General features: G+C 73.9%; 17 protein-coding genes. 12 read left to right on the top strand and 5 right to left on the bottom strand.

Annotated features, from left to right (window positions below):
* Window positions 1–18 precede the first annotated feature (18 nt).
* From V5O46_RS09390 to V5O46_RS09400, 3 genes are all read right to left on the bottom strand, one after another.
* A complete protein-coding gene (locus tag V5O46_RS09390) occupies window positions 19–762 on the bottom strand; it encodes a sulfite exporter TauE/SafE family protein (RefSeq protein WP_332884019.1) in 744 nt (247 codons plus the stop codon).
* Window positions 759–1,124: a rhodanese-like domain-containing protein gene (locus V5O46_RS09395; protein WP_332884020.1), complete on the bottom strand. Its 366-nt coding sequence runs from the start codon at window positions 1,122–1,124 to the stop codon at window positions 759–761. The genes V5O46_RS09390 and V5O46_RS09395 overlap by 4 nt, the downstream gene beginning before the upstream one ends.
* Before the next feature lie 72 nt (window positions 1,125–1,196).
* On the bottom strand, window positions 1,197–2,555 hold the full coding sequence (locus V5O46_RS09400; protein ID WP_332884021.1) for an MBL fold metallo-hydrolase: 1,359 nt from the start codon (window positions 2,553–2,555) through the stop codon (window positions 1,197–1,199).
* A gap of 500 nt (window positions 2,556–3,055) precedes the next feature.
* Between V5O46_RS09400 and V5O46_RS09405 the strand changes: the two genes are divergently transcribed.
* The 3 genes from V5O46_RS09405 (at window position 3,056) to V5O46_RS09415 (ending at window position 4,212) form a co-directional block, all read left to right on the top strand.
* Complete coding sequence (locus V5O46_RS09405) at window positions 3,056–3,691, top strand: isochorismatase family protein (RefSeq protein WP_332884132.1); 636 nt, start codon at window positions 3,056–3,058, stop codon at window positions 3,689–3,691.
* Window positions 3,582–3,884 (top strand): DUF1540 domain-containing protein, encoded by a 303-nt coding sequence (locus V5O46_RS09410; RefSeq protein ID WP_332884022.1) that lies wholly within the window; start codon window positions 3,582–3,584, stop codon window positions 3,882–3,884. The genes V5O46_RS09405 and V5O46_RS09410 overlap by 110 nt, the downstream gene beginning before the upstream one ends.
* 70 nt (window positions 3,885–3,954) lie before the next feature.
* Window positions 3,955–4,212 carry a DUF1876 domain-containing protein gene (locus tag V5O46_RS09415; protein ID WP_332884023.1) on the top strand — a complete coding sequence of 86 codons (258 nt, stop codon included), beginning with the start codon at window positions 3,955–3,957 and terminating at the stop codon, window positions 4,210–4,212.
* Between the two features lie 30 nt (window positions 4,213–4,242).
* Here V5O46_RS09415 and V5O46_RS09420 read toward each other — a convergent pair whose 3' ends face one another.
* Together V5O46_RS09420 and V5O46_RS09425 are read right to left on the bottom strand one after the other, a co-directional pair.
* Window positions 4,243–4,542: a DUF1876 domain-containing protein gene (locus tag V5O46_RS09420; protein ID WP_332884024.1), complete on the bottom strand. Its 300-nt coding sequence runs from the start codon at window positions 4,540–4,542 to the stop codon at window positions 4,243–4,245.
* Between the two features lie 676 nt (window positions 4,543–5,218).
* Window positions 5,219–5,824, bottom strand: a complete 606-nt coding sequence (locus tag V5O46_RS09425) for an Rv1733c family protein (RefSeq protein ID WP_332884025.1) — start codon at window positions 5,822–5,824, stop codon at window positions 5,219–5,221.
* Window positions 5,825–6,214: 390 nt separating this feature from the next.
* On the opposite strand from V5O46_RS09425, the gene V5O46_RS09430 reads away from it, so the two are divergent.
* The 9 genes from V5O46_RS09430 to V5O46_RS09470 all read left to right on the top strand — a co-directional run bounded on the left by V5O46_RS09430 (window position 6,215) and on the right by V5O46_RS09470 (window position 23,021).
* The gene (locus V5O46_RS09430; RefSeq protein ID WP_408648948.1) at window positions 6,215–8,944 is read left to right on the top strand and encodes a SpoIIE family protein phosphatase; all 2,730 of its coding nucleotides are present in this window, start codon (window positions 6,215–6,217) and stop codon (window positions 8,942–8,944) included.
* Window positions 8,945–9,768: 824 nt separating this feature from the next.
* On the top strand, window positions 9,769–11,247 hold the full coding sequence (locus tag V5O46_RS09435; protein WP_332884027.1) for a sugar transferase: 1,479 nt from the start codon (window positions 9,769–9,771) through the stop codon (window positions 11,245–11,247).
* 82 nt (window positions 11,248–11,329) lie between these two features.
* Window positions 11,330–12,655 carry a nucleotide sugar dehydrogenase gene (locus tag V5O46_RS09440; protein WP_332884028.1) on the top strand — a complete coding sequence of 442 codons (1,326 nt, stop codon included), beginning with the start codon at window positions 11,330–11,332 and terminating at the stop codon, window positions 12,653–12,655.
* Window positions 12,645–13,970 carry a glycosyltransferase family 4 protein gene (locus V5O46_RS09445; protein WP_408648949.1) on the top strand — a complete coding sequence of 442 codons (1,326 nt, stop codon included), beginning with the start codon at window positions 12,645–12,647 and terminating at the stop codon, window positions 13,968–13,970. Before V5O46_RS09440 ends, V5O46_RS09445 begins: the two co-directional genes overlap by 11 nt.
* Window positions 13,967–15,334 (top strand): Wzz/FepE/Etk N-terminal domain-containing protein, encoded by a 1,368-nt coding sequence (locus V5O46_RS09450; RefSeq protein ID WP_332884029.1) that lies wholly within the window; start codon window positions 13,967–13,969, stop codon window positions 15,332–15,334. The genes V5O46_RS09445 and V5O46_RS09450 overlap by 4 nt, the downstream gene beginning before the upstream one ends.
* Entirely contained in the window at window positions 15,331–16,884 is a 1,554-nt protein-coding gene (locus V5O46_RS09455; RefSeq protein WP_332884030.1) for a Wzz/FepE/Etk N-terminal domain-containing protein, read from the top strand. Before V5O46_RS09450 ends, V5O46_RS09455 begins: the two co-directional genes overlap by 4 nt.
* Before the next feature lie 3 nt (window positions 16,885–16,887).
* Window positions 16,888–18,816: an asparagine synthase (glutamine-hydrolyzing) gene (gene asnB, locus V5O46_RS09460; RefSeq protein ID WP_332884031.1), complete on the top strand. Its 1,929-nt coding sequence runs from the start codon at window positions 16,888–16,890 to the stop codon at window positions 18,814–18,816.
* Between the two features lie 24 nt (window positions 18,817–18,840).
* Window positions 18,841–21,042 carry a bi-domain-containing oxidoreductase gene (locus V5O46_RS09465; RefSeq protein ID WP_332884032.1) on the top strand — a complete coding sequence of 734 codons (2,202 nt, stop codon included), beginning with the start codon at window positions 18,841–18,843 and terminating at the stop codon, window positions 21,040–21,042.
* A 47-nt stretch (window positions 21,043–21,089) separates the two neighbouring features.
* Window positions 21,090–23,021 (top strand): alginate lyase family protein, encoded by a 1,932-nt coding sequence (locus V5O46_RS09470; RefSeq protein WP_408648954.1) that lies wholly within the window; start codon window positions 21,090–21,092, stop codon window positions 23,019–23,021.
* Window positions 23,022–23,025 lie beyond the last annotated feature (4 nt).

Raw genomic sequence — 23,025 nt, forward strand, 5'->3', positions numbered from 1 at the left:
CCGTCAGCCGCCGAGCGCTCACGCGATCACGTCGATGAGCATGGCGGCGGCCACCACCAGCAGTACGCCCGCGAAGAGCCGCTGCAGCGCGGCCCCGGAGATCCTCGCGGCCAGGCGTCTGCCGTCCCAGGCACCCAGCACCGCGGCGCCGGTGAAGGGTGCGACGAGCGCCCAGTGGAGGTCGCCGCCGGTTCCCGTACGGGCGGCCAGCGCGGCCAGCGAGTTCACCGTGATCACGAGCAGGCTCGTGCCCACGGCCCTGCGCATCCGCAGCCCCAGGACGTTCACCAGGGCGGGGACGGCGAGGAAACCGCCGCCCACGCCGAGGAATCCGGTCACCGCGCCGAGCCCGGCGCCCGCGCCGGCCGCCTCGACGGGCTTGGCCCGCTCCGCCGGTTCGGCGCCGGCGGGCCGCAGCATGCGCAGGGCCGCGAGGGCGGCGACGAGCGCGAACGCCGCGGTGAGCAGCGCCGCGGGAAGGTGCCCGGCGGCGGCCCCGGCGAGGAAGGCCGGGACGATGCCGGCGGCGGCGAAGAGCGCCCCGGTCCCCCAGGCCACGTTGCCGTCCCGGCTGTGCGCGTACAGGGCGGTGGCGGAGGTGGCCGCGACGATGACCAGACTCGCGGTGGTGGCCGCCACGGGTGTGAAGCCGAGCAGGTAGATCAGTGCCGGAACGGCGAGGACACTGCCGCCGCCACCGAGCGCGCCGAGCGCGAGGCCGACGGCGCCTCCGGCGACGAGGGCCAGGACGAGCGCGGTCACGTCCCCGGACCGCTGTTCCCGTGCTCGACGACGACCGGGTGTCCCGCGGCGGCCCAGGCGTTCATGCCCCCCTCGACGTCCACGGCGTCCGCTCCGCGCGCCGTGAGGAGCCTCGCCGCCTGCTGCGAGCGGCGTCCGCTCCGGCAGATCACCACCAGGGGCCGGTCCTGCGCGGCTCGCGGCAGGCCGCCGCCGGCGGCGAGCGCCGACAGCGGGACGTGCACGGCGTCCGGTGCGTGACCGGCCCGCCACTCCGGCTCCTCCCGTACGTCCAGCAGGACGGCGTCGCCCCCGCCCCGGCGTGTGCGGGCGTGTGCCTGCGCGACCGTGAGGCGCGGTGCGTCTCCACGTGACAGAAACATGGTGCGTCGTCCCTTCGTGCGAGGGTTCTGACACTGCGTCCGGAAGGCGGACACAGCGCTTCGGGGTTCGGGTCAGCGGGAGACGAGGCGCAGACCGGCGTCCTGGGCCGCGTCGAAGCCGTCGTCCACGGCGACGACGTCGCGGCCGGCGGCGTCCAGCAGCGAGGCGGCGACGGCGGCGCGCATGCCGCTCGCGCAGTGCACCCAGACCGTGCCGTCGGGGACCTCGCCGAGGCGGCCGTGCAGCTCGTGGACGGGGATGTGCACGGAACCCTCGATCCAGCCGGCCGCCCGCTCGGAGTCGCGGCGCACGTCCAGCACGACGACCGAGCCCGGGGCCTGCCCGGCCAGGCCGGCGAAGGCCGACCGCGGGAACGACGCCGGGCTCACGCCCTCGGGCAGCCACCGGTCGGGGCCGCCGGTCGCCGCGGCGGCCGGGCGGTCGATGCCGACCCGGACCAGCTCCCGCTGCGCGGCGGCGAGTTGGTCGGCGGATTCCGCGAGCAGCGTGACGGGCTTGCCCCACGGGATCAGCCAGGCCAGGTAGGTGGCGAGCTTGCCGTCGGCCTCGAAGTTGACCGAACCCGCCACATGCCCCTCGGCGAAGGCCACCCGGTTGCGCAGGTCCACCACCCACTCGCCGGCCGCGAGCCGCGCGGCGATCTCCCGGGCGTCGGCGACCTCGGGGGGCGTGAGGTCGACGGGTTCGGGGCCGGCGGCGTTGGCCGGGCCCATGTGCGCGTAGTAGGCGGGCACGTCGTCCAGTCCGGCCAGCAGGTCGGCGACGAAGTCCTCCGCGTCCAGGGTGAGGGCGGTGTTGGCCGACTTCTCCTTGCCGATGGTGCTGGCGTCCGCGTCGGCCTGCGCCGAGGAGCAGAAGCTGCCGAAGCCGTGGGTGGGCAGCACCGCGGTGTCGTCCGGCAGCACGGACGCCAGCCGGTGCGCCGAGGCGTGCTGGGCGCGCGCCAGCCGCCCGGTGAGCCGCGGCTCGACCAGGTCCGGCCGGCCGACCGTGCCGATCAGGAGCGACCCGCCGGTGAACGCCGCGACGGGTCGGCCGCCGTCGTGCAGCACGTACGACGTGTGGTGCGGTGTGTGGCCCGGTGTCGCCATCGCCTCCAGCGTCAGTCCGGCGTCGATGCCGACGGTGTCTCCGTCGGACACCGGAACCCGCGTGAACGCGACCCGCGCACCGGCCGGCACCAGGTAGGCGGCGCCGGTGATCCGCGCCAGCTCCAGCCCGCCGGAGACGTAGTCGTTGTGCAGGTGCGTCTCCACCACGTGGGAGATCCGCACCCCGCGCCGGGCGGCCGTGGCCAGCACCCGGTCGATGTCGCGGGGCGGGTCCACGGCCACCGCGGTGCGCTCGCCGCCGGCCAGGTAGCTGCGGTTGCCGAGCCCTTCGAGCTCGACGGTGTCGACGAAGAACACGGGGACACTCCTCTCACCGGTGAATTACCCCCTGGGGTATATATGCGAACCCTAGCACTTACCCCCGGGGGTATGCATGGAGTGTGTCCGGCCGCCACAGCGCCCGACGGTCTGCCCGCACGCCCCCGGAGCGGTGACAGTGGCCGGGTACCCGGAACGTCCCGGCGGTGCGCGCACCCACGGAACGCTGGCGACAAGAGCCCGGAGAAAGGCCGACGGACGACCCCGTGGGCCCCGGGGAACCAAGGAGGAAGGCCGCCGGACCGCCGGCCGGACAGTCGCCGGGCCGGGGTACGACCGGAGCGCCACGGGAGCCGGGGCCGCCCGGCGCGGGCCCCGATGCCGCAGGGCCCGCCCGTGCCCGCGGACGAGCACGCGGCGGCCATCGCCGACGCCGCCGGCCCACACCCCGGGGACACTCTGGGGACGCAGTGGGTACAGGGCCCCTCGTGTGCACCGACCTGCTGGAGCGGCTGCGGGCACCAGGACGCCACCAACTCGTGGCCGGCGGCGCATGCGCGCACATCGGGGTGCCCATGACGGCGTGCGACGCCCGGATGCGGGGCGTCCGGGCGTTCGTCGTCGCCGACGCGGTGGCCGACTTCTCCGAGCGCGAGCACCGCACGGCCCCGGAGTGGGCCGCGGGACGCCGCGCCTTCGTCACCGCGACCGACCGGGTCTTCCGACCCGGCGGTCAGGCGCCTCGATCATTTCGATCGTCCGCGGTGGTCGGACGGACCCCTCGCCGGTCCCCGGCCAGGCCCGGCCTGCTGCTCGCCGTGGCCGGTCCGGTGATCAGCCGCTGGTCCGGATCGGGACCCCGGCGCGCCGCCGCCCGGGACGACGCCGCCCTGAGCCGCGCACCGGGGCCGCACGGGCCCGCACGCACCGCCCCGGGCCGCCGGAGATGCGCCGGGGGCCGACCTCGCGGACCCTGGAATCGCGGGGGAACGGGGATGTGCTGCCGTGCGGCCACCGGGACGCATCGCAGCCGTGCACCACTCGCTCCGCGGAGGAAGGACGGCCATGTCGAGTGCACCGGTCATGCAACTGCCCGTCATCAGCGAATGCTCGGCCGACAGTTGCGCCTACAACCAGGAACACACCTGCCACGCCGTGGCCATCACGGTCGGTGACATCCACAGCGCGATCTGCGACACCTACATGGGCGCCGACACCAAGGGGGGCGAGGCACCCGACGCCGGTCGTGTCGGCGCCTGCAAGATGGCCGACTGCCGGCACAACACCGGCCTCGAGTGCCACGCCCCGGCGATCACTGTCGGTTACCAGCAGAACGAGATCGACTGCCTCACCTACGATCCGGCCTGACCGGCCGCCGTCCGGCTCGTCCCGCGGCTGCGCACGTCACCCGGGGAGCCCCGCAAGGGAAGTGAGGGTCATGGACACCAAGCAGTGGACGGTGCAGATCTACATCAGCGAGGACGGAGACGACACGCGTGCACAGGCCGTGCTCTCGACCCGGGACACGTCGACGCTGACGGGCCGGGGGCTGGCCCGGCGCAACCCGATCGACCGGCCGGTGCCGGAGATCGGTGACGAACTGGCCGTGAGCCGGGCGCTGGAGGATCTCGCCATCCGGCTGCACGACGTGGCGGCCGACGACATCGTCATGCTGACGGGCCCGGCGGAAGGCTGACGCCCCGCCGGGGCGGCGGGGCGCCGTCGGTCACCCCGGCCAGCCCTCGACCTGACGCGCGCCCCGGCGGGCGGCGGGCCGGGTCGCTCCCATGCCCTCGATGTCGCGCTCGGCGGCGTCCAGGAGTTGCCGGGCCAGGTTGTCCATGGCCCGCCCGGCCGCCAGTTCGTCACCGATCTCGGGCACGTTCGTGTCGGCGGGATGGCAGTGCGCCGTCCCGCGGCCGGTGAGCGCGGTGTCCCCGGTGTCCAGGACCACCTGTGCCCGGGTCGTTCCGTCGTCGTCCTCGAAGAACTGGAGCCGGAGCTTCCACTCGGCCGTGTGGGACATCGCTGCCCTCCTCACTCCGGGTCCTGCGGTCCCGGACCGCACCCCGGTCTGCTCTGGCTCCATTCTGGCTGCGGAACCCGGTGACGGCGCGTCGGCGGGCACCCCGGACGCGCGGCCTCCGCCGGCGGTGAATCAGTCACCGGCCCGCGCCCGCACGGACTGGCGGACCAGGTGGTCGCGCGCGGCGGCCCCGTGGCACGGCGGGCGGCCTCCGCGTACGCCGGGGCGGCGGCCACGAGGTCACCGTCGAGCGCCTGCGGATGGCCGCGGAGGGCGTACCACCTGCTCGCCGGCGCGGCACGCAACCGGTCGGTCTCACGCAGCCCGGCGGCGCCGAGGAGACGGCCGGCCGCGGCGGCGGCCCGAGCACGGCGGCGGGGTCTTGGCGCACCGGGCTGCCGGTGAGGGCTACGAGGCCGTCGTACCGGGCGAAGACCTGCGGCCGGCCGGTCTCCGCGGCGTCGGGCGCTTCGTCGTGCAGTGCGGCGATCACGGCCTCGTCCGGTAGCGGCCGGGGCGCCGCCGCCCCGTCTGCGGGGCGGGCGGGCACCGCCGGACGCGCACGCCCTCGGCGAACGGGCGGGTGAGCAGGAGCGCCTCGCCGGTCGTGCCGGTGTCATGGGCCGGGACTGTCGTGCCCGGGCCCCTCACCCGGTGAGCGCTGGTGTCCCCCCGGTCACCGGCCGAAACGCGCGGACCACAGCGGCTCCACCCGGTCCCATTCGGCCTCCCACTGCGCGTACCGCCTCCGGTCGAGCACCAGACGCACGCCCGAGCGCGCCGCGTGCACCCCGGCGACCACGCCGATCGCAGCCATCCCGCCCGTGAACCAGCCGGCGGTCCGCGCCTCCGAGGCGGTCATCGGCGGGCCGGTCACCGTGCCCTGCCGGTCCACCCACACCTGCACGGAGGCGCCCTTGTCCGTTCCCGCCTCCACCACGGCGGTACCGGTCCGCACGGTTCCGTGCGCGTCGGTCCAGCGGACCTCCGCGGGCTGCTGCGCCCCTCTGCCGCCGTCCCCGGCTTGGGAGGTCAGCCGCGCGGTGACCTCCTGCCGCTCCGCCGCCTGGGACTGCGCGGTGCGCATCGACGACTCGTACGCGTTCTGCCCCGCGCCGAGCGCGGCGGCGGGCAGGCCGAGGACGAGGACGAGGTACAGGGCGCGGCGGAACCACTCCTCGAACCTGTCGGACGGGCGCCTGAGCGGGTTCGGCCCGCGCTGTCCGTGCGGTTCGCGGGGCGGACGCGGACCGCTCGCGTGCGGTGAGTCCTGTCCGCTCATGAGCTGGCCCTCGGTCGCCGTCGCCCCTCTCCTCCAGCTTCTTACAGGTCGGAGCCCGCCGCCAGGCAGGCCGGCCGGGCGCCGGACGGCGCGGGCCCGCCGGCCACGGACCCGGGAGGTGCGGGGACCACCGGAGCCGGTACCGGCACCACTGCCGGTACGCCCTCGGTGCGGTACGGGAACGCGTCGGCGCGGCGGCACGGGCAGCATGCCCCTCGTGCCGCGCACCCGGTCGGCCTGCGACGCCGGAGTGCCGATCGCCGGTCCGGCGGGATGCCCCGCGCCCGTCCGGCACCCGTGTCGGCGCTCGTTCCCTCCGTTCGGGGCGGGGCGCCGGGTGGTCCGGCACGCCGCTGCTCGGTCAGGGTGTGCCGACGCTAGGAATGGTGCATGAACGGAGTTCCCGGGCGCGGGTCACCACGTCCGCCGGGGCGGAGGTCTCGTCTCCCGGCGGGGGCGCGTACCGTCGCCGGTCAGGTGTTCCTGTTGCAGTTCGTGGTGGCGGCGCTGCTGGTCGCCGCCGCGGTGACCGCGCTGACGTTCCAGGCGAGGTCCACCGGCGAGAGCTCCGCCCGTGAACGGTCGCTCGCCGCCGCGGCGTCCTTCGCGAACGCTCCCGGCACCGTGTCCGCACTGAGGTCGGACGATCCGACCGCCGCGCTGCAGCCGTACGTGCGGGAGGCGGGGCAGCGGGCGGGGGTGGATTTCGTCAGCGTCATGGAGCCGGACGGGACCCGGGCCGCCGACACCGATCCCGCGCTGATCGGGGAGACCGCCGAGGACGTGGAACGGGCAGCCGCCGGTGAGTCCTTCACCGAGATCTTCACGGGGGAGCCGAACGACGCGGCGCGAGCGGTCGTCCCGGTCACCGACGCCGGGGGTACGGTGGTGGGACTCGTCGGGGCCGGGCTGCGGATCGCGAGCGTGGGGGACGAGGTGACCGGCCGGCTGCCGGTCCTCCTGGGCTCCGGCGCCATCGCGCTGGCCCTCGCCACCGGCAGCTCCGCGCTGGTGAGCAGGCGGCTGCGGCAGCAGACGCACGGGCTCGGACCGGCCGAGATGACCAGGATGTACGAGCACCATCACGCGGTACTGCACGCCGTCCGCGAGGGTGTGCTCATCATCTCGGGCGAAGGCCGGCTGATGCTGGCCAACGACGAGGCGCGCCGGCTGCTCGGACTCCCGGCGGACGCGGAGGGACGCCACGTCAGGGATCTCGGTATGGACGCGGACCTCGCCGAGCTGCTGGCCGCGGCGCGCACCGTGACCGACGAGGTGCACATGGCCGGGGATCTTCTGCTGGCCGTCAACACACGGCCCACCGCTCCCCACGGCGGCCCCGTGGGCACCGTCGCGACCGTTCGGGACACCACCGACCTGCGGGCGCTGTCCGGGACCGCCGAAGCGGCCAGGGAACGCCTGCGGATGCTGTACGACGCCGGAGGTCAGGTCGGCACCACACTGGACGTGGCGCAGACGGCGAAGGAACTGTCGCAGGTCGCGGTCCCCCGCTTCGCGGACTTCGTCACGGTGGAGCTGCTGGACCCGGTACTGCACGGCGAGGAGCCCACGGGCTCCCACACCGAGATGCGCCGCGTGGCGGTGAGCGGCACCCGTGCGGACCCGCCTCTCCAGCCGACGGGCGATCTGATCAGATTCACCGACCCCAGCACACCGATGGCGGCGGCTCTGGACCGCGGCCACGCGGTGCTGGAGCCGGATCTGACCGTCGCTCACAGCTGGCGCGCACAGGATCCCGAGGGCGCGCGCATGGCCCTGGCGTACGGTATCCACTCGCTGATCGCGGCCCCCCTGCAGGCGCGTGGCGTCGTCCTGGGGATGGCCAACTTCTGGCGGCAGGAACGGCATGATCCGTTCGACGAGGAGGACCTCTCCTTCGCCGACGAGCTGACCGCACGGGCCGCCGTCGCCATCGACAACGCCCGTCGGTTCACCCGGGAACACACCATGGCCGTGGCACTGCAGCGCAGTCTGCTGCCCCGCGCACTGCCCGAACAGAGCGCGGTGGACACCGCCTACCGCTACCTGCCCGCACAGGCCGGAGTGGGCGGGGACTGGTTCGACGTCATCCGGCTGCCCGGGGCCCGCGTCGCCCTGGTCGTCGGTGACGTCGTCGGCCACGGGCTGCACGCCGCCGCCACCATGGGCCGCCTGCGCACCGCCGTGCACAACTTCTCCAACCTCGACCTGCCGCCCGACGAACTCCTGTGGCACCTCGACGAGCTGGTCACCCGCACCGACCACGACGAGGCCCGGGAAGGGGACTCGGACGGCCCGGGCATCACCGGGGCCACCTGCCTCTACGCGGTCTACGACCCGGTCTCCGGGCGCTGCACCATGTCCCGGGCCGGGCATCTCGCCCCGACGGTGCTCCTGCCCGACGGGACGGTGTACTCCCCCGACGTGCCGCCCGCACCGCCGCTCGGGCTCGGCGGCCTGCCCATCGAGACCTTCGAGCTGGAGCTGCCCGCGGGAAGCCAACTCGTCCTGTACACGGACGGCCTGGTCGAACACCGTGACCGTGACCTCGGCACCGGGCTCCGTCTGCTGCGCGACACTCTCTCCGGCCACGGGGACCGGACGCCGGACGAGACCTGCCAGGCCCTGATCGATGCCCTGCTGCCCCCGCACCGCAGAGACGACGTCGCGCTCATGACGGTCCGCACCCACCGGCTGGATCCCTCCCGGGTCGCCGACTGGGACGTGCCCGCCGACCCCGCGGCCGTCGCCGACCTCCGGGCCGCGTGTCTGAGGCAACTGCGGGCGTGGGAACTGGAGGAGGACCTCGGCTTCACCACCGAACTGATGCTCAGCGAACTCCTCACCAATGCGATCCGCCACGGATCCGAGCCGATCCACGTCCGGCTGCTGTACAACAGCACCCTCGTCTGCGAGGTGTCCGACGGCAGCAGCACCGCCCCGCACCTGCGGCAGGCGGCCACCACCGACGAGGGCGGGCGCGGGCTGTTCCTGGTGTCCCAGACCACCGAACGCTGGGGGACCAGATACACGGCGGGCGGCAAGGTGATCTGGACCGAGCAGCGCCTGCCCGACCCGGACCGGCGGGCAGCCGCCACGCCTCCGGAGGGCCGTGCGTGAGGAACCGCCCGCGGCTGCCGGCGACCAGGGTGATCCCCGGGCGGGACGCCGGAGAGCCGGGAGGAACGAGATTCGGCTACCCGCCGGCTGCTCACCACTCGAGGAGAGAGGCGTCCGCGCCGCCGGACCACACCCCCCGGAGACCTGCGCGACGCATCGGCCACCGCGGCCTCCGGCGCTCCGCCCACCGGGTCGGTCGCCCCGCCGCCACGGCATCCGGCGGCACTCCGTAGTGCACGGACAGCGGGAGGGCGAGGCCGAACCGGGCACGGTGGACCGCCCGTTGGGGCTCATCGGCCACGCCGAGCAGAGCCGCGCCCGGGGCCGGACGAGCTGCCGGGAGTGCGGTGACATCGAGTCACCCGCAGGCGGTAACCGGTCGGTCGATCTCGTCTCAAAGCTTGCGCACAAATTCCACACATCCTCTCTTCATTCTGGCCCCGATGGTCTAGATTGACCCGTGCTTCACATGGTCGAACACGAAGCGACCATTAATGATCTCTAGGTCCGGCGCCACGGAAAGCCAGCAGTCGCGTCCCCGGCGACAGGCGTCGGGGTGATCGATTTCTCGGAGCCCGAAGGAAGAGGGCCCTGGGTGCGGGGAGCACCCGGGTTTTCGCAGGGTTCCCGCGCACCACGAGAGTCCGGCAGGACATGCGAGTCCGCCACAGCCGGGGTGGATGGTTCCAGCATCTCCGAAACAGCCGGTTCGTCATGCGCGGCGGGCTTCCGGAAGGGGAGGGACAGTTCCGGGGGCGGGGGCCTCCCGGGGGGAGGAACAGTGTTGGGCGAGCACGTCGAACCAGTGGGACCTGGGGGGTTCTGTGCGGCAAGGGGGATTAGTCGGGCCGTTTCCGTCCACGCGCGGGCGTCTGCCGAACGGGGTGATCGGCCGGCCCGCGATCGACTGGGAACAGCGGTACCGCCGTACCGTGGTCATCAGCGATACCGCGGCCACCGCCTTCGTGGTGGCGGCGATCGGAAACTTCTTCGGAACGCGGGACGCGGCCAACTGGCACGAGAAGTGGGGAATTCTCGCCTTCGGCACCGAGTTGTTGGTGCTGGCGGCGCTCGCGGTGAGCCGGTCATGGGCTCCGGGCGTGCTCGGTCAGGGTGCGGAGGAATTCCGCCGGCTCGGACGCGCACTGTTCATGGCGGTCGTCGTCCTGGCGCTCGGCGGGATCGCCCTCACCTCGAGCAATATCAAACTCTGGATCTTCGTCGCGATCCCGGCGATCGCGCTGGTCACCATGACCGAGCGCTATCTGCTGCGCCTCTGGCTGCACAGACAGCGCAAGGAAGGACGGTGCCTGCGACCGGTGCTCGCCGCCGGGAGTCCTGCCACGCTGCGCGACCTGATCTCCCGGACCCGCAGGTACCCGCATCTCGGCTGGCGGGTGGAAGCGGTGTGCACGACGGAGGTCCACGAACCCGGCGGTGACCATGTGGACGGAGTGCCGGTCGTCGGCCGGCTGACCGACGTCGCCCAGCACGTCCGCCGCGACGGCTACCGGGTCGTCGCGGTCACTCCTGATCCGCACTGGTCACCGGACCGCCTGCAGCGGCTGGCCTGGAACCTCGAGGGCAGCGACGCCGAGATGGTGGTGGCCCCCGTGCTGATGGAGGTGGCCGGCCCCCGGCTGCACGTCGACGCGGTGCTCGGGATCCCGCTGCTGCGGGTCAGCATGCCGGCCTTCACCGGGGGCCGCCGGGCGGTCAAGGAGGTCGTCGACCGGATGGGTGCGGCGGTCCTGCTGATGCTGTTCGCGCCGCTCATGGTGGTCGTCGGGCTGCTGGTGCTGATGGACAGCCGGGGCGGGGCGTTCTACCGCCAGCGCAGGGTCGGCAAGGACGGCCGCGAGTTCACCATTCTCAAGTTCCGCACCATGGTCGCCGGGGCCGACCGGGCACGCGCCGAACTGGCGCACCGCAACGAGGGGGCCGGGCTGCTGTTCAAGCTCCGCCGGGATCCGCGGGTGACCCGGGTGGGAGCGGTGCTGCGCCGGTACTCGATCGACGAGCTCCCGCAGCTCTTCAACGTGCTCACCGGATCGATGTCGCTCGTCGGGCCACGGCCTCCGTTACCGGAGGAGTGCGCCGCCTACGGCCCGGACATCCGGCGGCGGCTGCTGGTCAAGCCCGGACTCACCGGCCTGTGGCAGATCAGCGGACGCAGCGACCTGTCGTGGGAGGAGGCGGTCCGGCTGGACCTGCGGTACGTGGAGGACTGGTCACTCGCCCTGGACACGGTGATCTTGTGGAAGACGCTGCGTGCGGTGCTCCACGGGCAGGGGGCCTACTGATGCGCGGGGAGCCGCTGCCCGGCGGTCCCGCCGGCGTACGGACCGCAGGCCGGGAGGGCCTGCCTGGGGGGAGGAACGGGTCATGAGGGTCAGCGTTTTCGGACTCGGCTACGTGGGCTGCGTGTCGGCCGCGTGCCTGGCCGGCATGGGTCACGAGGTCATCGGGGTGGACGTGAACCAGGTGAAGGTCGACCTGGTCAACGACGGCAAGGCCCCGGTGGTCGAGGAGCGGATCGGCGAGCTCGTCGCCGAGGTCGTGCGGACCGGGGCGTTACGCGCCACCGGCGACGTCCGCGAGGCGGTCCTGGGCAGCGAGGTGTCGCTGGTCTGCGTGGGCACGCCGTCGGAGCCCAACGGCAGCCTGTGCACCACGTACTTGGAAAGGGTCACCGAGCAGATCGGCGCCGCACTGGCGGACCGCGAGGGACGCGGCGGGCGGCACACCGTCGTGTTCCGCAGCACCATGCTCCCGGGCACCTGCCTGAACCTGCTGGTGCCGATCCTGGAGAAGTACGTCGGCGGCACGGCCGGGGTGGACGTCGGGGTCGCGGTCAACCCGGAGTTCCTGCGCGAGGGCACGAGCGTGCGGGACTTCTTCGACCCGCCGAAGACCGTCATCGGCGAGCTCGACGCGGCGAGCGGCGACGTGGTGGCGGCGCTGTACGACGGAGTGCCCGGCGAGGTGTTCCGGGTGCCGGTCCCGACGGCCGAGGCGATCAAGTACGCGGACAACGCGTTCCACGGGCTCAAGATCGGCTTCGCGAACGAGCTGGGCGCGGTGTGCCAGGCGCTCGGGGTGGACTCGCACCAGGTGATGGACGTGTTCCTGGCCGACCGCAAGCTGAACATCAGCCCCGCCTACCTGCGTCCCGGCTTCGCCTTCGGCGGTTCCTGCCTGCCCAAGGACCTGCGCAGCCTGGTCCACGCGGCGCAGCGGGCCGACGTCTCGGTGCCCATCCTCTCCCATGTGCTGCCCTCCAACTCCGACCATCTGCAGCGCGCGGTGGAGCTGGTCGAACGCACCGGCAAGCGCCGGGCGGGCCTGTTCGGGCTGTCCTTCAAGCCCGGCACCGACGACCTCCGCGAGAGCCCGCTCGTCGAGCTGGCGGAGAGGCTCTTCGGCAAGGGCTACGACCTCAGGATCTACGACGCCAACGTGAGCCTGTCCCGGCTGCTCGGCGCGAACCGCGACTACATCGAGACCCGGCTGCCGCACCTCGCGCAACTGCTCGCGGACTCCGTCGACGAGGTGCTCGAGCACGCGGAGGTGTGCCTGGTCGGGACCAGGGATCCGGCCGTGCTGTCGGCGCTGCCCCATGGCGACGGTCCGGTGATCGTCGACCTCGTCCGCCTTCCCGACGCCGAGGCGCGCCGGGCCGAACCGGGATATCTGGGCCTTGCTTGGTGACACATCGTCCGGCAGCACGTCGTCCGGCAGCACATCGTCTGCTGACACTCCGTCCGGTGACACGGCCGGCGGCGACCGGCCGGGCCGGCGCGCACTGATCCTGGTCGAGAACCTGTCGGTGCCCTTCGACCGGCGGGTGTGGCAGGAGTGCACGACGCTGCGCGACGCGGGCTGGACGGTGCACGTCATCTGCCCCCGGGGGAGCAGACGGGACACGGAGCCGGAGGCGGAGATCGACGGGGTACGGATCCACCGCTACCCGCTGCGCGCGGCCACCGGAGGGCCGGCCGGCTATCTGCGGGAGTACGGATCGGCGCTGTGGCACACGGTCCGGCTGGCCCGCAAGGTCGGCCCGGTCGACGTGGTCCACGCCTGCAACCCGCCCGACCTGCTGTTCCTGCCGGCGCTGTGGCTGAAGCGGCGCGGCGCGCGGTTCGTCTTCGACCAGCACGACCTGGTGCCCGAGCTGTACCTCTCCCGGTTCGGCCGCGGCCGGGACCTGCTCTACCGCGCCGTGTGCGCGCTGGAGCGGCTGACCTACCGGGCCGCGGACGTCGTGCTCGCCACCAACGAGAGCTACCGGGACGTCGCGGTGCGCCGGGGCGGCCGGCGGCCGGCGGACGTCTTCGTGGTGCGCAGCGCGCCCGACGTCGACCGGTTCCACCCCGTACCGCCCGAGCCGGAGCTGAAGCGCGGCAAGCCCCATCTGCTGTGCTACCTCGGCGTCATGGGCCCGCAGGACGGGGTCGACTACGCCTTGCGCGCCCTCGCGAAGCTGCGCGACGAGCAGGGGCGGACCGACTGGCACGCGGTGTTCGTGGGCGCCGGTGACACCTTCGACGCCATGGTGGAGCTGTCCCGGCGGCTCGGGCTCTCGGAGCAGGTGCAGTTCACCGGCCGCATCCCGGACGCCGACCTGGTGCGCTACCTGTCCACCGCGGACGTGTGCCTCGCCCCCGACCCGCACAATCCGCTCAACGACGTGTCGACCATGAACAAGGTCCTGGAGTACATGGTGATGGGCCGGCCCGTCGTCTCCTTCGACCTCCGCGAGGCGCGGGTCTCCGCCGGTGACGCCGCCGTCTACGCGTCCGCGAACGACGAGACCGAGTTCGCCGGGCTCATCGCGCGGCTGCTGGACGATCCGGAGAAACGGGCCCGGATGGGCAGGGTCGGCCGGGAGCGGATCAGCGGGCCGCTGTCCTGGCGGAACTCGCAGGCGTCGCTGCTCGCCGCCTACGCCGCTGCCTGCCGTGACCGCGCTCCGGTGCCGGCCGACGCACCGGACCGGGCGGGAAGGTGGCCGCGCCGTTGAGCGACGACACGATACGCCTGGCCACGATCGGACGGATCGTCCGTCGGCGCCGGCGGCTGCTCGCCGTCGTCGCCGTGCTGGGCGCGCTCCTCGGCTACGGCACCTCCCTGCTGTTCCCGCCGCGCTACACGACGTCGGCGTCGGTACTGCTGCCGGGAGCGTGGGGGGAGCGCGAGCTGCTGACCCAGAAGGAGATCGCGACCAGTTCGGTGGTGGTCGACCGCGCGGCGGCGACGCTCGGCTGGAGCGGGGTGAGCGGCGCCGAACTGCGGGACCGGGTGAACGCCCGGGCCGCCGACGGGAACATCATCGAGATCTCGGGCACGGCCGGCACCCCGGAGCGCGCGCAGCAGCTCGCCGACCAGGTGGCCCAGCAGTTCGTCACCTTCGCCGCGGGGATCGCGGGCGACGACACCGGCTCCGGGGCGGCGGCGCGGCCCGAGGAGCTGCGGAAGATGGTGGTGCAGGCCAGCCGCCGCATCACCGACCTGGCCGATGCGGCCGATCCGGGACGGACCGTGGAGAGCGTGCAGGCCCGCACCGAGCTCGCGAAGCTGCGCACCACGCTGCAGGAGGCCATGGACAAGCTGGACGAGGCCGACCCGGCCGCCGCCGGGGCCGACATGATCGTCATGGGTCCGGCCGCCCGGCCGTCCGGCGAGACACCGCCGACGACGACGCAGCTCACCGCCGGCGGGGCCCTGCTGTTCTTCCTGCTCGCGGTCGTCGGCCATCTCACCGCCGCCCGGACGAGCCGCCGGCTGCGCACCGAACGAGAGATCACCGCGGCGGCGGGCTCCCCGCTGCTGGGTACCGTCGACGTACCGGCCGAACGGCCCGCGCACCGGCCGGGAGTCCGTGGCTCGCGAGCCCGGATCCGCCGGCTGCTGGGCGCCGACGTCCGGTGGGACCTGCCCGCTCCGCAGGCGTCCGGCGACGAGGCCGGCCGGAGGATCCGGTACCGGCGGGTGTGCGCTCGTCTCCGGGAGGAGCTGCCGGCCTCCGGGGAACTGCTGGTCGTCGTCCCGGAGGGCGACGAGACCGCCCGCCGGGCCGCCGGACAGCTCGTCGCCGAGGCCGGGAGCGACCCGCAGCTGCGGGTGGTGGGAGTTGCGGCGTCCCGGCCGGTGGTGCCGGACCGCGACGCCGAGTCCGGGGCCCTGGTCGTGTTCGGCGCGGGCAGTCGGACCGCGGACGAGCTCGGCGGCATTGCCGAGGCCTGCGGGGACGCCGGGCACCGGGTCGTCGGCATCGTCGTCGCCGACCCGGTCCCGGCCCCACCGGCACGGTCCGCCCGCCGTCCCCCGGAGCACGGCCCGCAGGCGCTCGCGGTCGGCGGCGACGCGACGGGAGGTTCCGGGTGACGACGAGCACGACGTCGGAGTCGTCCCCCGCCGCTCCACTGCTGGACCTGCAGGCGCTGGTCGTTGCCGTGCGCAGACGACGCCGCCTCTGGTGCTCCGCGGCACTGCTCGGACTGCTCGCCGGCGTGGCGGTGGCCCTGCTGCTGCCGCCACCGCCGACCGCGGTGGCCAAGGTGCTGGTCGCGCACCAGGAGGACCAGCCGAACGACCCCGGAACGCTGATCCGCACCGATGCCGCGCTGCTGCAGACCACGCGGATCGCCGCTGCGGCCCTGGAGTCCCTCGGCTCCGCGGAGAAGCCGGAGGACTTCATGCCGGACTACAGCGGTGCCGGCCTGACCAACAACCTGCTGCAGATCACCGTGACGGGCGACAGCGACGCGGAAGCGGTGGCCCGAGCCGGGGCCCTGGCCGACGCGTTCGTCGCGGACCATGTCAGGCGGCTGCAGGAGGCCGCGGACGCCGACGCCGAGGCCCTGCTCGATCAGCGTGACCGGATGCAGGACGAACTCGCCCGGGTCAACAAGGCGATCGAGGACGGATCGCCGGAGAGCGGGCCGGAGGCGTCGGCGAACCTGGAGTCGCTCTTCGCCCGCCGCGCCGAACTCACCTCGCGGATCGCCGATTTCGGCCAGCGCGCCGCGGAGGCCCGGATCGGCACGCCCAGGCTCGTCGCCGGCACACAGATCGTGGACGCACCGCGCGCCGTACAGCAGTCCCTGCCCGGGGCAGCTGCCACCAACGCCGCGATCGGGCTCGCCCTCGGGCTCGTCCTCGGGCTCGCGGTCGCCACGGTCGGCACGGTGGTGGCGGACCGCCCCGTGCTGCGCCGGGACATCGCCGGGAACCTCGGCGCCTCGGTCATCGCGGAACTGCCCGGCCGGCCGGGCGGGCTGTGGCGGCGCCGGCGGATCCGGGCGGCACGGACGAGGCTCACCGCGTCGCTGGCCCGCACCGTCCGCGGCTCCGCGGAACCGGTGTCGCTGCTGGAACTGGGCTGCGCGCGCACGACGGGTGCGATCGCCCTGGACCTCGCCAGGGCGATGGCGGCGGAGGGGCCGGTGGTCGTCGCCGACGGTCTGCCCGGAGCGCAGCTCGCCGACCGTCGGCCGGAGCCGGGGGATCCGACCGTGGTCGGCGGCGAGCGTGCCACGGACGGGCCGCATCAGGGGCGCCTGCTCGGCGTCGGCTCGGTGGCGCCCGGCACGCCGTGGACCGATCTCCGCCACCTCGGCACTCGGACCGTGCTCGTCGTGCGCGCCGGGCACAGCAGCGCCGCATGGCTGCACACCGTGGCGCGGCAGCTAGCGGACCAGCGCATTCCGGTGATCGGCGTGGTGCTGGTCGACCCCGATCCGCGGGACCGGACCGACGGCACGCTGTGGGACGGACTGCACACCGCGCTGCGCGGCCGGAGCGAGCCCCCGGCCCGGCGGAACGGTGGGAGTACCTCCCACGCCGTTCAGGCGGTGAGGGAGGGCCGGCCACCACCGCAGCGGCTGCCGACGTGGGCGGCACGGGTCCCGGACAGCGACCAGGAGGCACGGTAGGACATGTGTGGCATCGCAGGCACGTACCGGTGGCCGGACGGGAAGGCCGTGACCGACCGGCTCACCGACACCCTCGCCCACCGCGGTCCGGACGGGGCGGGCCGGTACAGCCACCGCACCGGTGACGGCGAGGTCCACCTCGGGCACCGCCGGCTGGCCGTCATCGACCTGTCCGGGACCGGCGCCCAGCCGATGGTCTCCGACGGCCTCGCCCTGACGTACAACGGCGAGCTGTACAACGCCCCCGAGCTCCGTGCCGAACTGGCGGCCGCCGGCGTGCGCTTCCGCGGAACCTCCGACACCGAGGTGCTGCTGGAGGCCTGGCGCCGCTGGGGCACGGACTGCCTGCACCGGCTGCGCGGCATGTTCGCGTTCGGGGTGTTCGACGAGCGGACCGGTGACCTGGTGCTCGCCCGCGACCAGCTCGGCATCAAGCCGCTGTTCCTGCTCCGGCGCGGCGGGGGTCTGGTGTTCGCCTCCGAGCTCAAGGCGCTCGCCGCCGTGACCGGAGGGTCGCTGCAGGTGGACCATGCGGCGCTGGTGGCCTCGCTGCTGTACTACTGGGTGCCGGACTCCCGGTGCGCGTTCCGCGAGGCGGAGAAGCTGCCGCCGGGGAGCTGGCTGAGGTGCCGGCCCGACGGCCGGGTGCAGCGCGGCCGGTTCTGGCACCTGAGGGACGTCGCCGCCGAGGGCCGGGAGCGGGCCCGGGACGGCGAGCAGCCGGATGTCGCCGCCGTCGTCGAGGAGTCGGCCCGGCGCCATCTGCTCTCCGACGTCCCCGTGGCGACCTTCCTCTCCGGCGGGCTGGACTCCAGCTACCTGACCGCGCTGGCGGCCCGCGACCGGCCCGGGATCTCCGCTTACACGATCGGGTTCCGCGCCGAGGACGCCAGGTTCGAGGCGATGCCCGACGACCTCCGGTACGCCCGGCAGGTGGCCGAGCGGTTCGGCGTCGACCTGCGGGAGATCGAGATCGCCCCGAACGTGCTCGATCTGCTGCCGCGGATGACGTACCACCTGGACGAGCCGATCGGCGACCCCGCCGCGATCAACACCTTCCTGATCTGCTCGGCCGCCCGGGAGGCCGGGGTGAAGGTGATGCTGTCGGGGATGGGGGCCGACGAGCTGTTCGCCGGCTACCGCAAGCACCTGGCCAACCTGCTGGCGCTGCGCTATCAGCGCGTGCCGCGGCCGCTGCGGCGCGGCCTGTCCGGGGCCGTGGACCGGCTGCCGGTCGCCACGGCCCGCCGGGGGTACCGGTCGGTGCGCTTCGCGAAGCGTTTCCTCTCCTTCGCCGATCTGCCGGAGGAGACCGCGTTCCGGCGCAGCTACACCATGTACGACCGGGAGGAGCTGCTCTCCCTGGTCGATCCGGACCTGGCCGGGACGGTGGAGGACGTGCTGACCGAGCATGCGGACGTCTACCGGGACAACGACCTCGACGACTTCGTCAACCGCATGTGCCTGGGCGACGCCCGGATGTTCCTGCCGGGCCTGAACCTCGCCTACACGGACCGGTCGAGCATGGCCGCGTCGACCGAGGTGCGGGTGCCGTACGTGGACGTCGAGGTGGTCAGGGCCGCGTTCGCCGTGCCCGGTGATCGCAAGATCGTCGGACGGCAGGGCAAGGCGGTCCTCAAGGAGGCGGCGGCCTCGGTCCTTCCCCGGGAGATCGTGTACCGGCCCAAGGGCCTGTTCAGCGCCCCGCTGCGGGCCTGGATGAGCCGGGACCTGGCACCGCTGGTGCGCGAGGTGATCAACGACGGCGAACTCGTCCGCTCCGGGTTCCTGCGTCGCGACGCGCTCGAGCGGCTCGCCGCCGAGGACGCCGCCGGGCACCGGGACTTCTCCAAGCATCTGTGGCATGTGCTGACCCTCGAGTACTGGTATCGCGGCGCGACCTCCGGCTCCGGCCGGAGGCAGGCGGCCTGACGGCGTAGAAGCAAGGGGACCTTGGTGAAACAGGTTGTGCAGAACTACAAGAGCGGCGAACTGGCGCTGCTCGACGTGCCGGTGCCGGGGTGCAAGCCGGGCGGTGTGCTGGTCAGGAGTGCCTACTCGCTGATATCGACCGGCACCGAGCTGATGAAGGTGTCCGAGGCCGGCATGTCGATGCTGGGCAAGGCCCGCTCCCGGCCGGACCAGGTGGCCAAGGTGGTGCAGAGCGTGGCCACCAACGGGGTGCCCGCCACCTACCGCAAGGTGATGGGCAAGCTGGACTCCTACACGCCGCTGGGCTATTCGCTGTGCGGGGTGGTCGAGCAGGTCGGCACCGGGATCGACGACGTGGCGGTCGGCGACCTGGTGGCGTGCGCCGGCAACGAGCACGCGCTGCACGCCGAGCTGAACTGGGTGCCGAAGAACCTCTTCGCCCGGGTGCCGGACGGCCTCGCGCCGCGGCACGCGGCCTTCGGCACCGTCGGGTCGATCGCGCTGCAGGGCGTCCGCCAGGGCGAGCCGCAGCTCGGCGACGTGGCGCTGGTCATCGGCCTCGGGCTGATCGGGCAGCTGGTGGTGCAGCTGCTGGCGGCCTCCGGGGTTCGCGTCGTCGGGGTCGACCCCGACCCGGAGCGCTGCGAGCTCGCCGGGCGTCTGGGCGCCGCGGCCTGCGGCGAGCCCGGCTCCGCCGCGGTGGAGAACCACGTCGCCGAAGTCACCGACGGGCACGGCGTGGACCAGGTGTACCTGGCCGCCGGCGGCGGCAGCAACCAGCCCGTCGAGCTGGCCGCCCGGTTGAGCCGGGACCGCGGCCGGGTCGTCGACATCGGCAAGTGCCGCCTGGACCTGCCGTGGAACGCGTACTACGAGAAGGAGCTCGACGTCCGGTTCTCCCGCAGCTACGGTCCCGGGCGCTACGACCCGGGGTACGAGCTGGAGGGGCGGGACTACCCGATCGGCTACGTGCGCTGGACCGAGCGCCGCAACCTGGCGTGTTTCCTCGATCTCCTCGCCCGCGGCCATGTCGACGTGGAGCCGCTGGTCTCCCGCATCGCCGACTTCGACGACGCCGTGGAGACGTACCAGCGTCTGAAGGACGGCGAACTCAAGGCCGTGGCCGTGCTGTTCCGGTATCCGGAACAGCCGGAGGCCCCGGCCGGGGCACGGACCGCCCCGGCAGTGGCGGTGCCCGCGGTCGAGCGGAGCAGCGGCCGGGCGTCCGCCCCGGCCCGGTCCGCCGAGGCGCCGGTGCGGCTGGCGTTCGTCGGCGCGGGGAACTACGCGACGTCGATGCTGCTGCCGCACCTGGCGCAGCGCGACGGCGTCGAACTGTCCACGGTCGTCACCACGACGGCGCTGTCCGCGGCCAACGCCCAGCGGAAGTTCGGCTTCGCCGGGGCGACCACGGATCTCGACGCCGTGCTCGGCGACAAGTCCGTGGACGCGGTGTTCGTGGTCACCCGGCACAGCTCGCACGCCGAACTGACCCGGAGGGCGCTGCTGGCCGGCAAGGCGGTGTTCGTGGAGAAGCCGCTGGCCCTCACCGAGGACGAACTGACCGGTGTGCTGGCGGCGGTGGAGGAGTCCGGCAACGACCGGCTGCAGGTGGGCTTCAACCGCCGGTTCGCACCGCTGCTGCAGGAGGCGAGAAGGCGGTTCGGCGCCCGGACCGGGCCGGCGAGCCTGCGCTACCTGGTCAACGCGGGCCGGCTGGAGCACGGCAGCTGGTACCTCCGGCAGGGCACCGAGGGCTCGCGGTTCGCCGGCGAGGGCGGGCACTTCATCGACACGGCGAGCTGGCTGCTGGAGGCCGACCCGGTCTCGGTGTACGCGGTCGGTACCTCGGGCAACGAGGATCTCCAGGTCGTGCTGCGCTATCCGGACGGGTCCACCGCCACCGTCAGCTACGTCACCACGGGCGCGCCCGGCTTCCCCAAGGAGACGCTGGACATGGTCGCGGACGGCAGGGTGCTGCGGCTCGACGACTTCGTCCGTGCCGCTGTCTACGACGGCCGCCGCAAGCAGTGGGTGGGTTCGCGGCTGCCCAGGGCCCGGGACAAGGGCCAGAACGCCGAACTGGCCGCGTTCGTCAAGGCCGTGCGGACCGGCGGGCCGATGCCGGTGCCGCTGGATTCGCTGGTCGCCACCACGGCGGCCACCCTCGCCGTGCAGGCCGGCCTGGCCGGCGGAGCGCCGGTGACACTGGCGGGGGCGCGGTGACGGTCCACGCGGGGAGCCCGCGCTGGTACCTGCGGCGGCTGTCCCGGATGGGACCGCGGGAGGTCGGCGGCCGGGTGGGCGACTCGGTGCGCAGGCGGCGGTGGCGCTCGGTGCGGCCGGAGAGCCCGAGCGTGGCCGGCGCCGGTTTCACCGCGGTACTGCCCGCCGGGACGCTCGACGCGGTGCCGCCGGACGCCGCGAAACGTCTGGTCGCCGAGGCGGACCGGCTGATGGCCGGGCATGCCGAGTACTTCGGGGTGGACCGCGACGACCTGGCCGACCCGGACTGGTGGTACGACCCGAGGACCGGGCGCCGGGCCCCGTGGGGTCACGCCTTCGACGTGCCGTACCGGAACGAGGACGTGGTCGGGGACATCAAGCAGATCTGGGAGCTGTCCCGGCACCAGTACCTCACCGTGCTCGCCGCGGCCTACGCGATCACCCGGGACGAGCGGTACGCCGAGCGCGTGGCCGGGCACCTGCGGTCCTGGTGGGCGGCCAACGCGCCGCTGCGCGGAGTGCACTGGACCAGCGGCATCGAACTGGGGATCCGGCTGCTGTCCTGGGTGTGGATCCGCCGGCTGCTCGACGGCTGGCCGGGTGCGGCCGGGCTGTTCGAGGGCAACCCGGTGGCGCTGCACCAGATCTGGCACCACCAGCGCTGGCTGGCCGCCTTCCCCAGCCGGGGATCCTCGGCGAACAACCACGTCATCGCCGAGGCCGCCGGGCAGCTCGCCGCGGCCTGCGCGTTCGGGTGGTTCCCCGCCTCGGCGCGCTGGCGAGCCGACGCGCTGCGGTCGCTGGAGCGGCAGCTGCGCGGCAACACCTTCGCCTCCGGCCTCAATCGCGAGCTGGCCACCGAGTACCACGGGCTGGTGCTGGAGCTCGGGCTGGCCGCGGTGGCCGAAGCGGATGCCGCGGGCGTACCGGTCCCGGCGTCGATCCGGCCGGTGCTGCTGCGGATGACCGACGCGCTCGCGGCGGTCGTGGACGGCCGGCTGCGTCCGCCGCGCCAGGGGGACGCGGACGACGGGCACGGTCTGGTCGTGGACGGCTCCGGCACCGACCGCTGGGGCTCGCTGCTGGCCACCGGGGACGCCGTGTTCGGGCGGCTCGCCTGGTGGCCGGAGGTGACCGGCACCGATGTGCGCACCCCGCTGCTGGCCGCGCTCATCCGGCCGTACTCCCCCGACGGCACCGTACCGGCGGTGTCCCGCCCGGCGGGCCGGCCGGCCCACTTCGCCGACGCGGGCATGACCGTCCTGCGGGGTCCGGCGGACGTCTGGTGCCGCTGCGACGGCGGCCCGCACGGATTCCTGTCCATCGCCGCGCACGCCCACGCGGACGCGCTGTCCGTGGAGGTCCGGCACGACGGGGTCGATGTGCTCGCCGACCCGGGGACGTTCTGCTATCACGGGCAGCCGGAGTGGCGGCGGTACTTCCGGTCGACCCTCGGCCACAACACCCTGCAGCTGGACGGCGCCGACCAGTCCGTCTCCGGCGGCCCGTTCCTGTGGACCCGGCATGCCCGCAGCAGGGTCCTGGTCGCGGACGCCTCCGGCGCCCGTGGCGGGGGCACGGCCCGCTGGTGCGCCGAGCACGACGGCTACCGGGGCGCGGTGCACCGCCGCCGGGTGGAGCTGACGGGCGACCGGGAGCTGCGGGTGGTCGACGAGGTCCGCGGCCGGCACCGCCCGCCCCGGGCCGTGCGCCTGGCGTTCCACCTCGGCCCGGCGATCGCCGCGGACCTGGTGGGGAACCGGGCCTCGCTCACCTGGACCCGGGACGGCGAGGACCGCTCCGCGACGCTCGACCTGCCCGGGCAGCTGACCTGGCGGGCGCACCGCGGCGAGAGCGACCCGCCACTGGGCTGGTACTCCGCCGGCTTCGGGCGCAAGGAACCCTCCACCACACTCGTCGGCACCGGTCTCGCCGACGGCGTGGAGGAGTTCACCACCGTTCTCGGGTTCCGCGGCTAGGGAG

The organism is Streptomyces poriticola (genome assembly GCF_036689765.1).
In the GTDB taxonomy this organism is placed as follows: Bacteria; Actinomycetota; Actinomycetes; order Streptomycetales; family Streptomycetaceae; genus Streptomyces; species Streptomyces poriticola.

What these genes read in the sequence shown, in the direction of transcription:
- V5O46_RS09395 (WP_332884020.1), bottom strand. Translation starts at nt 1,124, where the DNA reads ATGTTTCTGTCACGTGGAGACGCACCGCGCCTCACGGTCGCGCAGGCA.
- V5O46_RS09410 (WP_332884022.1), top strand. Translation starts at nt 3,582, where the DNA reads ATGTCGAGTGCACCGGTCATGCAACTGCCCGTCATCAGCGAATGCTCG.
- V5O46_RS09415 (WP_332884023.1), top strand. Translation starts at nt 3,955, where the DNA reads ATGGACACCAAGCAGTGGACGGTGCAGATCTACATCAGCGAGGACGGA.
- V5O46_RS09420 (WP_332884024.1), bottom strand. Translation starts at nt 4,542, where the DNA reads ATGTCCCACACGGCCGAGTGGAAGCTCCGGCTCCAGTTCTTCGAGGAC.
- V5O46_RS09425 (WP_332884025.1), bottom strand. Translation starts at nt 5,824, where the DNA reads ATGAGCGGACAGGACTCACCGCACGCGAGCGGTCCGCGTCCGCCCCGC.
- V5O46_RS09430 (WP_408648948.1), top strand. Translation starts at nt 6,215, where the DNA reads ATGAACGGAGTTCCCGGGCGCGGGTCACCACGTCCGCCGGGGCGGAGG.
- V5O46_RS09440 (WP_332884028.1), top strand. Translation starts at nt 11,330, where the DNA reads ATGAGGGTCAGCGTTTTCGGACTCGGCTACGTGGGCTGCGTGTCGGCC.
- asnB (WP_332884031.1), top strand. Translation starts at nt 16,888, where the DNA reads ATGTGTGGCATCGCAGGCACGTACCGGTGGCCGGACGGGAAGGCCGTG.
- V5O46_RS09470 (WP_408648954.1), top strand. Translation starts at nt 21,090, where the DNA reads ATGGGACCGCGGGAGGTCGGCGGCCGGGTGGGCGACTCGGTGCGCAGG.